Annotated in this window: 8 protein-coding genes; 4 read left to right on the plus strand and 4 right to left on the minus strand. The window is 41.4% G+C overall.

Annotated features, from left to right (window positions below):
• Positions 1-420: 420 nt before the first annotated feature.
• Both B4F91_RS09615 and B4F91_RS09620 read right to left on the minus strand, forming a co-directional pair.
• The gene (locus B4F91_RS09615; protein WP_054982530.1) at positions 421-1,023 is read right to left on the minus strand and encodes a hypothetical protein; all 603 of its coding nucleotides are present in this window, start codon (positions 1,021-1,023) and stop codon (positions 421-423) included.
• A gap of 236 nt (positions 1,024-1,259) precedes the next feature.
• A complete protein-coding gene (locus tag B4F91_RS09620) occupies positions 1,260-1,961 on the minus strand; it encodes a metal-dependent hydrolase (protein ID WP_286936767.1) in 702 nt (233 codons plus the stop codon).
• Positions 1,962-2,264: 303 nt separating this feature from the next.
• On the opposite strand from B4F91_RS09620, the gene B4F91_RS09625 reads away from it, so the two are divergent.
• The 4 genes from B4F91_RS09625 to B4F91_RS09640 all read left to right on the plus strand — a co-directional run bounded on the left by B4F91_RS09625 (position 2,265) and on the right by B4F91_RS09640 (position 7,998).
• Positions 2,265-3,092 carry an ABC transporter ATP-binding protein gene (locus B4F91_RS09625; protein ID WP_286936765.1) on the plus strand — a complete coding sequence of 276 codons (828 nt, stop codon included), beginning with the start codon at positions 2,265-2,267 and terminating at the stop codon, positions 3,090-3,092.
• Positions 3,092-4,540: an ABC transporter permease gene (locus B4F91_RS09630; RefSeq protein WP_286936764.1), complete on the plus strand. Its 1,449-nt coding sequence runs from the start codon at positions 3,092-3,094 to the stop codon at positions 4,538-4,540. The genes B4F91_RS09625 and B4F91_RS09630 overlap by 1 nt, the downstream gene beginning before the upstream one ends.
• A complete protein-coding gene (locus B4F91_RS09635; RefSeq protein ID WP_273610856.1) occupies positions 4,537-5,799 on the plus strand; it encodes a DUF3526 domain-containing protein in 1,263 nt (420 codons plus the stop codon). Before B4F91_RS09630 ends, B4F91_RS09635 begins: the two co-directional genes overlap by 4 nt.
• A gap of 90 nt (positions 5,800-5,889) precedes the next feature.
• A complete protein-coding gene (locus B4F91_RS09640; protein WP_286936762.1) occupies positions 5,890-7,998 on the plus strand; it encodes a TonB-dependent siderophore receptor in 2,109 nt (702 codons plus the stop codon).
• 53 nt (positions 7,999-8,051) lie between these two features.
• Here B4F91_RS09640 and B4F91_RS09645 read toward each other — a convergent pair whose 3' ends face one another.
• Positions 8,052-8,801: a substrate-binding periplasmic protein gene (locus tag B4F91_RS09645; protein WP_286936761.1), complete on the minus strand. Its 750-nt coding sequence runs from the start codon at positions 8,799-8,801 to the stop codon at positions 8,052-8,054.
• A gap of 137 nt (positions 8,802-8,938) precedes the next feature.
• A complete protein-coding gene (locus B4F91_RS09650) occupies positions 8,939-9,853 on the minus strand; it encodes a 2OG-Fe(II) oxygenase family protein (protein WP_286936759.1) in 915 nt (304 codons plus the stop codon).
• Positions 9,854-10,038: the final 185 nt, after the last annotated feature.

Here is a 10,038-nt window from a genome sequence, read left to right on the forward strand (position 1 = left end):
TATGATTATCAAATCTTGACTTCACACATCAAAACTTAAATTAGTAAAATTGCTTTGATATAAGCTATTTTACCCTCTAAAAGCGAAGCGCCTCTAATCCTCTTTGTGGATTGGTCTTTAAAGCTTTCTCTTTTTCCGAACGTGATGGCGAATTTAGACGTGTCAAAAAAGGCAAGGGGTCAAATCTTGACTTCATACATCAAAACATAAATCGGTTAAAAGCTTTTGATATAAGATATTTTTACCCTCTAAAAGCGCAGCGCCTCATAACCTCTTTGTGAACTAGCTATAAATAATTAAGGTAGCTGGCACTTTAAATTTCATCACTCTAAACATAAAACATCGGCGAATTAGCACTCTAAATCACGCCGATGTTTATAACTTATTTAAGTAAGTGCCTTACTAAAAAGGCTCTAAACCTTAGTCTTGCTTACGGTTAAGGCTAAATAAGCAGATTGCTAAAAGTAATGTTGCAATCATACCCGATGCGCCAGCAACGCCTGATGGCAGGAATCCATCACGCCCAGCAATAATTAATACTGCATTGGCAAGCATTGCAACTGCACCTGCTAAGGCTGTAAGGCCGCCAATGGCTTTGCCACCTTTAGCAATAAAAGATAGGCCAAATACAAGGGCTGCTAAGCCTAATAATAATTTAGCTGCGTAGTAAATCATGAATGATAAAGACACCACGCCACCAATTAAAGGTTGTGCGCCTTCTACTGCGCCCGCTACTTTACCAAATGTTGAAAACAACGTTAGGCCAATGCTTACCTGTACTATGTTTAATATTGCGCTAAATGTGATAGCCGACCAACCTAGTTGAGCGTTTTTAGCTTGCACCATAGTGGTACTTGCAAAGGCCACAAGCACAGTAAACAGCACGGCTTCTAGTCCCCATGCATACTGTCTTGAAAAGCTAATTTCAGCACTGTAAAGGGCTGTAAAAATAGCCTGGGTTATCGCCAACGCTAACAATAACGATGCTGTAATTAGGGTGGTGCGTTTATGTGTAAATTCCATTATGTACCTCTTATAATTTTATATTTGACGCTTTAAAAGTTGTAGTCGCTTTGCATACATCAAACAGATGAAAGTATTGCTGCTATAAGACAGGTAAAGCGGAGTAATTATTTCACTAAAACCAATAAAAATAATAATTAATATTAAATAGGCTAAAACTTGCGCTTTTAATGAAACTTAAATTGGCATTTATACCCACAAACAATGTTTATGGGTATTTTTATAAATGTTATTTATTAAGATAAAAGCCTAAAATGAGACCAATCACTTAATGCGATAATAGTTTGCTCTGTAGGCGGGGCTACATAGATTAAAGCTGCAATGGCAATTATTGATGCCAAGGTAATTAATTTATTGTCGAAGTCGGCTATTTTTAACGCGGTGCCAAAGGAGCGTTTAATAGTGACATTGCTTAAATCTACACTGTAAATTTCATCGAGTAATAAATGAATTAACCCGCCGATTAAAATAAACCCACCTGTTAACCAGGCAAAGGTGGCTGCTTGTGTGGTTGTTTGCTCGTTTAGTTGCCACGTTACTTGCGTTGTTAAAAGCGCGCATAGCACTAAAAATAATAACGAGTGGCAGCTGCCTCTGTGCACGGTGATCCATTCAAAAATGGGCCTAATAATGTATTTCATAAACCCGTACACTAATAACGGCACTACGATTAGCTCAATAAAGCTAATTTCGATTATTAGCTCGGTGGTTATGTAATGCAGCACCAGTAATACAGCGCTCAGTGCGAATAAGTTAAAAATAGTATTGAGCGAGGTTGAGTTATCTGAGTCTATGTCGGGTAATAAGCCGCCAATTGAGCCTAAAAACCATAACCAAAGTGCGCCGTTTAAATCAATATGGCCTGCAGTTAATAAAGTGGCCGAGCCTAAACCTGTGACGATGACTGCAGTATTAAGATGAGTATTGAAATTTGCCATTGTATCTCTTGATAGAAAAATAGGTGGGCATTTTAGCAATTGAAAACTTAATAGTTCAATTTACTTTAAAGTAAGGTGTAAATAACTTAAGTACTTAATATTAAACGCTGCGTTATGAATGATTTTAGCCTAAATGGTTATGGATTTTTGTAATAGGCAAAACCCGTTGAATAAATCAACGTGGGTAACACTATTAAAACCTCTGCATCATTTGTTAATTATTAATATGTTATAGTGTTGCAATATGTGTTTGATATAGTATAACATTCACCGCATTCTAATTTCCCTTAATAGAGTTTGAATGTGAGTACACCTACAGCTGTTAATCAAACATCACCGAAAGGATCTCCACGTGTGGAACAAACACGTAATGAAGCCCTAAATACAACTCAAGCCGCTACTCAAGCAGTTAAAAGCGAAGCCATTATTGAAGTGGACTCGTTAAGTTTTAGCATTAAAAACAACGCTATTTTAAAAAACTTAAACTTTAGCGTAGGCTCAGGCGAAATTTACGCGTTACTTGGCGGTAACGGCGCGGGTAAATCAACCACGTTAAAAACTTTGCTTGGATTTAATAAACCCACTCAAGGCTCTGTAAAAGTAGCGGGCAAAGAGGTAACACAGGCACTTGATTTTGTACGCGGTAAAACGGCGTATTTGCCAGAGTCGGCCACGTTATATCCGCATTTAACTGCCTGCGAAAACGTGGCGTATTTTTTATCGCTTGCTGATATTAAAAAAACCGATGAGCAAATTAATGCTGCGTTTAACCGTGTAGCGCTACAACAAGCTGCATGGGAGCGTCCCATGCAAACGTACTCTAAAGGCATGAGGCAAAAAACTGCGATTGCACTGGCTATTTTACGCCAAGCCCCCATATTTTTACTCGATGAGCCTACATCGGGCCTTGACCCTGTTGCTATTGATGAGTTTAACCAGTTAGTGCGTGAGCTTGCATTAACCGGCGCTACTATTTTAATGGTAACGCACGATGTATACGGCGCATGCCAAGTTGCAAACCGAATTGGTTTATTAAGAGCGGGCGAGCTGGTGGGCGAATTTGACGCGCCAGAAAACGGCCGTATTGATACCGAGCAAGTTCATGCCGCGTTTGCACAAAGAGGCGCGTAATGAGCAAAAATAATTTTTCAAAGGTGGTTATAGTTGCCAAAGATGAGTGGCGCTATTGGCTTCGCTCAAAACTGGCGATGACCGTTTTAGCCATAGGTTTATTACTTACGCTTTCATCGGTGGTGGTGACTGCCATTACAATGCACGAACTTAGCCACACTCGTAATGAATTACAAAGCAATGCAGAGCAAAGCTTTGCTGAGCAACCCGATCGCCACCCACACAGAATGGTGCACTATGGGCATTACGCTTTTAGAACGCCAACCCCACTCAGCACACTCGACCCAGGTATAGATGCTTACACCGGTAACTCAATATTTTTAGAAGGGCATAGGCAAAATAGTGCAATGTTTGCCGAGCAGCGCCAAGGCACAGCTTTAACAAAACTTGGCAGCTTAACGCCTGCTTTTATTGTGCAAACATTAGCGCCGTTACTGCTTATTTTAATTGGTTACAGCTCTATTAGCCGTGAGCGCGAATCGCAAACGCTGTCGTATTTATTGGCGCAAGGCACCAAGGGCAGCACGCTTATTGCGGGTAAAGGGCTGGCGCTTTTGTGTGTTGTTGGGTTAATTATTGCGCCATTAGCGGTGTCGGCGTTATTTACGCTTAGCGCGGGTGAGAGCCTTTTAGCAGTTGTTAGTTTTATTGTGGGCTATGCATTGTATTTAAGCGTGTGGGTGTTAGTTGTTTTATTAGCATCGAGCGTGTTTAGTAAAAATAGTGGTAGCTTTACAGCGCTTGCGTTTGTGTGGATTTTACTGTGCATTGTTATGCCGCGCGTAGCAAGTACCAGTGCCTCTACGGCTGTGCCATCGGACGGTAAAATAGAAACCGACTTTGCAGTAAAAGCTGAGCTTAGAAAACTAGGTGATGGCCATAACACCAACGACCCCGCCTTTAAGCAATTTAAACAATCTCTGCTAAAAAAATACAACGTAAACAGCATTGATGAACTGCCAGTAAACTTTAGAGGGTTAGTGGCCAGTGAATCAGAGGCCAAACAAACTAAGGTATTAAACCAGTTTGCTGAGCAGCGCATGCAAAGTGAGCTTAAACAAACGCAGGTATCGCGTTACTTTGGTTGGGTATCGCCTATGGTGGCTATTCGCTCGCTGTCGATGATTGTAGTGGGCACCAGCATAGAAACCCATCATCGCTTTTTACGCGAAACCGAACAGCTGCGCTTTGATTTTGTGCAAGGGCTTAACAAAGTACACATTGAAAAGCTTGATTACCAAGTTGATATGAACCGTAACGCCAATACAGAGGCTACTAAAAAAGCGCGCGTAGGATCAGAGAACTGGCAAATACTGCAAAACTTTACCTTTGATGTAGATAGCGCTGATGTTCGCGCGCAAAGAAGTGTACCTACTTTTTTACAGTTAATACTGTGGATTGTAGTACTTGTAGGCGGTATTAAATTGGTAGGAAAACGTTTGATATGAGTTATTTAATTACACAACTTACACGAGAATGGGGCTTTTTACTCCGTCAAAAGTACCTTGTGGTATTGCTGTTATGTAGCTTTGTTTTATCGGGCTTTGCAATATACAGCGGGCTTAGCGAAGTAAGTGCGCAGCAGCAAACAATAGAGCGTTTAAAAGCTGCAGATCAAAGCGATCGCGCTAAAGTGCAGCAAAAGCAAGACGATCCGGGCATGCTGGCTTATTACAGTTTTCATTTAACGTATTCTCAGCCATCTAACCTTGCTTTTGCAGCATTAGGGGAACGCGATATATTCCCGTGGAAACACCGTATTAATTTATTGGCCATAGAGGGGCAAATTTACGAAAGCGATGCGCAAAATGCCGAGCTGGCACAAGCCGGTAAAATTGATTTTGTATTTGTAATTAGCGCCTTAGCACCACTGGTTATTATTTTGCTGTTTCATGACTTATTTGCAAATGAGCGCACTAGCGGCAGGCACGACCTACTGGTTACTACAGCTAAATCGTACTTTGCTTTGTGGGGCGCACGTATAACGGTAAGGTTTTTAGCAGTAATAGTGTGTTTAATGCTGCCATTTTTTATAGGTGCATTTATAGCTGGGGCAAGCGCGTTTGAAATTGCGTATGTATCGCTGCTTTGTATTGCTTACCTTGCATTTTGGACTGCGCTGAGTGTGTGGTGGGGCAAAAATGCGACTAGTGCCCCGCGCGTTGCCTCTGGCCTAATTGGTTTATGGGTATTATTTGCTTTTATTATTCCTATTTTAGGCGACCTTGCTATAAACAAGTCGGTGCATTCGCCTAAGGGTGGCGACATTATGCTTACTCAGCGTGAAGCCGTAAATGATGCCTGGGATTTACCAAAATCTGCCACTATGCAGCCTTTTATTAAAGAGTACCCAGCACTTGCGCCATACATTGCTATGAGCAGTGAGTTTGAGTGGAAATGGTATTACGCATTTCAGCAAATGGGCGATTTAAAAGCAGCGCCGCTTTCAAAAGCATACCGAGACGCAGCCGCTAAAAAATATGATTTAGCAGGCGTTGTGTCGTGGTTTTCGCCACCGCTATTATTGCAGCGCAGCTTAACACGCGCCGCCCAAACCGACTCAGTAGCGGCGTATGCATACGAGCAGCAAATTCGCGATTATCATCAGCAATTACGTGAGTTTTATTACCCTTGGTTATTTTATAAGGGTAACCCGCCTAAATCAGTTCTCAATAACATGCCACGCTTTGAGGCTATAGCAAAGTAATCCTTACTAGGCGCGCTAACCGCCGCTGTTTGGCGCTCCTAGTAACAACACCATAATTATAAAACACTTATATTACTAACAAGGTTCACAATGAAAACCAACACAACAGGGCTTAAGCTCAACTATTTAAGTGCGTGCCTAGTAAGCTTATTTAGCAGTCAGGCTTTGGCTACTGAGCAAAACCAGCAAACACACAGTGCTAACACAAACATTGAAAGGCTGTCTGTGGTTGCTACGCGTCAAGCTTACCAAGGTAACTTTAGCCAACTAGAAACTCCACAATCAGAGCTTAAAATTGATTTAGAAGCCCTTGAAAATGCAGGTGCAGTAAGCCTTGACCAAGCGCTTGACTTATCGGCCTCTGTTGCACGGCAAAATAACTTTGGAGGGCTTTGGAATAGTTTTTCGTTACGTGGCTTTGTAGGCGATGAAAATCTACCGAGTAACTACTTAGTAAATGGTTTTAATGCTGGGCGCGGTTTTGGTGGCTCGCGTGATTTGTCGGGTATTGAGTCGGTTGAGGTTTTAAAAGGCCCGCGTGCGGCTTTATTTGGCCGTGGTGAGCCAGGTGGTACAGTAAACCTAGTTACTAAACGCCCAACGTTTGATACGCAAGGTGAAATTAAGCTCTCGGTAGCAAGTTTTAATACTTACCGCGCCGATGTTGATTACACCACAGCGCTTAACGATGACGTTGCAATTAGACTGGTTGGTTTTTACGAAGACGCCCAGAGCTTTAGAGACACCATAGAAACCACTAAACACGGCTTTAGCCCGTCAATAGTGTGGAATATTAACGACAGCAGCCAACTTGTTTACGAGCTTGAATACAGCGACCAAGAAGTGCCGTTTGATAGAGGCGTATTAGCCATAGATGGCGAACTTGGGCTTATTCCACAAAGCCGTTTTTTAGGTGAGCCGGGCGATGGCCCAATTGAAGCCGATGTACTAGGGCATCAGTTAGAGTACATTCATGACTTTGATGATAACTGGAGCATTTTATTTGGTGCAAACTACCGTGATACCTCTATGGAAGGCTTTGCAACCGAAACCGGGTTTGGCGGCGTAGTTAATGGCGAAGTAAACCGCTTTAGGCGCTACCGCGATTTTGATGCTCAATACCATGTATTGCGTGCAGAGCTAAGCGGCAGCCTTGAGCTGGGCGGTTTTGAGCACCGTTTAATTATGGGTGTTGACGCTGATAAATTTGAAAACGATCAATTTATTTTACGTGTACGGGGCGATCAATACATTAATGTATTTAACCCTGTATACGGCGCGTATGAATTACCAACGCCTACATCTAATACCGACCGCGTAGAGATTCAAGAGTCGGTAGGGGTATTTATTCAAGACCAAATAAGCGTAACCGATAAGTTAGATATTCGTATTGGTGCCCGTTTTGATGATTACGAGCAGCGCTTAAATAACCGTTTAGCAGGCACTAATACTAAACAAACGCAGTCGCGCGTGAGCCCGCAGTTTGGTGTGGTGTATGAAGCCGGTGATTATGTATCTGTTTATGCAGCCTATGGCGAAAACTTTCGCCCGCTTTCGGGCACTGATACCAATGGCGATGGTTTTGAGCCAAACCAATCTACCTCTGCTGAGCTAGGTGTAAAATTTACACTTAACGATGGCGCGTTATCTGGTACCGTTGCCGTATTTAAAGTAGATCAAGACAACATGCTAGTAGTAGATGACCCAACAGCGTTTACCTACGCAGCCATTGGTGAAGCGCAAAGTAAGGGAATAGAAATAGACCTAACGGGTGAGCTTAGCGATAGTTTAGAAATTTGGGCGTCGTATGCGTATGTAGATGCCCAAATAGAAAACTCATTTTTTGATGCTAACTTTGGCTACACAGTAGAGGCCGGCGAGTCACTTTTAAATGTACCAGAGCATCAACTTAGCTTGCAGCTTGTTAAATCGGCCGAGTTATATGGCAATGCAATTAAATTTGGTGGCGGGCTATTATTTGTAGACGAACGCAATGGCTATTTTGGTACCGACTTTAAACTACCCAGTTATACAACCGCGCGTGTATTTGTAAATTACGATGTAACAGACGCGATTGGTGTTACGGCTGAGGTAAATAACCTGTTTGATGAAACGTATTACACAAACTCGTTTGCCGATGCATGGGTACAACCTGGTAAACCACGTAACGTTAAATTTTCTGCCTCTTATAAGTTTTAATTGGTATTTTGCGCTGTAAACGTAAAAAGGTCGCTTAGTTAAAGCGACCTTTTTTATTTGGCGTGTTTGTATTTTTTTAATATTTTAGAGTACTCGCCTGAATTTTTTAACTTTTGCAGCTGAATATTAAAGTCATCACGTAATTTTTTTGATTTAAATAAATAGCCACTAGGGCTTTTACCAAACAGCGCAAAGTGATCTACAGGTTGTGTGCTATCAATACCTTTAAGGGTTGAGCGATAGTAATCAAAACTTTGTTTATCCATTTGAATGACATTAGCCTTATTTGAAAAAAGCATTTTAACTTGAAGAGATTGGTCGTGCACTTCGTAATATTGTGTATTGGCTTTTGCCATTTTTGCATATTCTTCACCTAAATGTATGCCGGCGCTGGGCCACGAGATTAAGCTGTAATGTGTTAAATCTGAAATTTTAGTAAAGTTAAAATGCTTGCTCCTTAGGGCTATCGCAACGTTTTCGTATTCATAGGCTTCGTTTGAAATATAACCGCTTAGGAGATTACCGTTTTCTGTGCTTAAGTTTATGTCGGCTAGTATGTGGAGCTTTCCATCTATATACTCTTTAGCGCGGCGAGTATAAGGGTAATAGCGTGGCTCTATTTGATAACCTAAAGGCGTTAATGCGGCTTTAATAATATCGAGGGTTAGCCCGCTGTTGGTATGTGACATTACAAAAGGTGGTAGGGTTTCGCCAAAACCTACAACTAATTTTTGTTTAGTAGGCGATGCACAGGCAAAAGAGGATACAAGCAGTGTAGTTATTATAAAAAAGTTTAACTTCATTAGGCTGTTTAAATTAACTTAGCATACTAAAAAGATAGTAACTAAGTGGTTATGTAACAAGTAAATAGCCCATTAAAGTATGATTAAATACCTTTAATGGGCAAGTATTAGGCACAAAAGGTTAAACTTGGCACCGTTTAAAAAGGTGCGTAGCCGTCTGGCGTTGTTTTTGGCGTAGTCCAACGCTCTTTTGCATCAATATCTGTACGTTTAGAACCCGGCGCTGGTATACGGCCATTATCGCCAAAAAGCCATAACACTAGGTTTGTTCTGTCGCCACTGGTTATAGGTTTTGCCGCGTGTGGTACATTGCCTTTGTGGATCATGGCGGTGCCTGGTTTAAAGCTAAGTTGCACAACTTTTTCGTTTACTTGGTCGTAAAAATCAAGCTCTGATCCGCTAAATTCTTCGCCAGGTAAGTTTAAATTAATATTTAATGTTACTGATGATGCATCGGTATGCGGACGAATAGACGCATCTGTACTTGGGTCGTAATAAATAGAAAAACCAAACGTTTGCGTATCGTAACTTATGATTTCAGGAAACAATAAACGTGAAATAGGGCGCATGTATGTATTTAATACTTGGTTATAAAATGCCTGAAAACTAGGAGCAGCTAAATAGCCCTCTGAGCGTTTGTCGAGCATGGCGCCGCGGCGGTTTAATACAATACCGTACGGTGGACGCATAGGAATGTTAGCATTCCATACTTTTTCTAGGTAACCACGTAAAACTGCTAGGCGCTCAGGATCAAAAAATTGAAACTGATACACATCAGTTGCTACTTCTTCTAGTAGTGATTTTACTAAATGCTCTTTTGATGGATCTTGCCATGCTGCATTAACGGCTTCACGTAAGTTTTTATCTAGTAATGAATCGTCCAAGGTAAAGGTGGTTGTATCTACTTCGGTTTCTTCCCACTCTTTCCAGGCTTGTGTAAGTAGTTGGTCGTTGTTGTACCAAAAATGCTGTACAGAGTGCTCACGATTTAACATGGCCTCTCTTGAAGGTAACGCTAGAGCACGAGCAAGTTGTAATTGGGTGGCAGACATAATGTGTAACTCCAGTTGTTGAATTAGGTTTTATCAATCTAGGAGTGCAATTTATTATATTTATAAAGTTAGATAAATAAGCTGTTTTAGGAAACAGTATCAAAATAATGTTTATAATTAGGGGCGGAATGAATAGAATTAGCTGTTAGCTGTTACTTAAATGATCTGACTCCATAAAAGTAGAC

This window comes from Pseudoalteromonas sp. UBA6610 (assembly GCF_002433295.1).
GTDB lineage: Bacteria > Pseudomonadota > Gammaproteobacteria > Enterobacterales > Alteromonadaceae > Pseudoalteromonas > Pseudoalteromonas atlantica.

What these genes read in the sequence shown, in the direction of transcription:
- B4F91_RS09615 (WP_054982530.1), bottom strand. Translation starts at nt 1,023, where the DNA reads ATGGAATTTACACATAAACGCACCACCCTAATTACAGCATCGTTATTG.
- B4F91_RS09620 (WP_286936767.1), bottom strand. Translation starts at nt 1,961, where the DNA reads ATGGCAAATTTCAATACTCATCTTAATACTGCAGTCATCGTCACAGGT.
- B4F91_RS09630 (WP_286936764.1), top strand. Translation starts at nt 3,092, where the DNA reads ATGAGCAAAAATAATTTTTCAAAGGTGGTTATAGTTGCCAAAGATGAG.
- B4F91_RS09635 (WP_273610856.1), top strand. Translation starts at nt 4,537, where the DNA reads ATGAGTTATTTAATTACACAACTTACACGAGAATGGGGCTTTTTACTC.
- B4F91_RS09640 (WP_286936762.1), top strand. Translation starts at nt 5,890, where the DNA reads ATGAAAACCAACACAACAGGGCTTAAGCTCAACTATTTAAGTGCGTGC.
- B4F91_RS09645 (WP_286936761.1), bottom strand. Translation starts at nt 8,801, where the DNA reads ATGAAGTTAAACTTTTTTATAATAACTACACTGCTTGTATCCTCTTTT.
- B4F91_RS09650 (WP_286936759.1), bottom strand. Translation starts at nt 9,853, where the DNA reads ATGTCTGCCACCCAATTACAACTTGCTCGTGCTCTAGCGTTACCTTCA.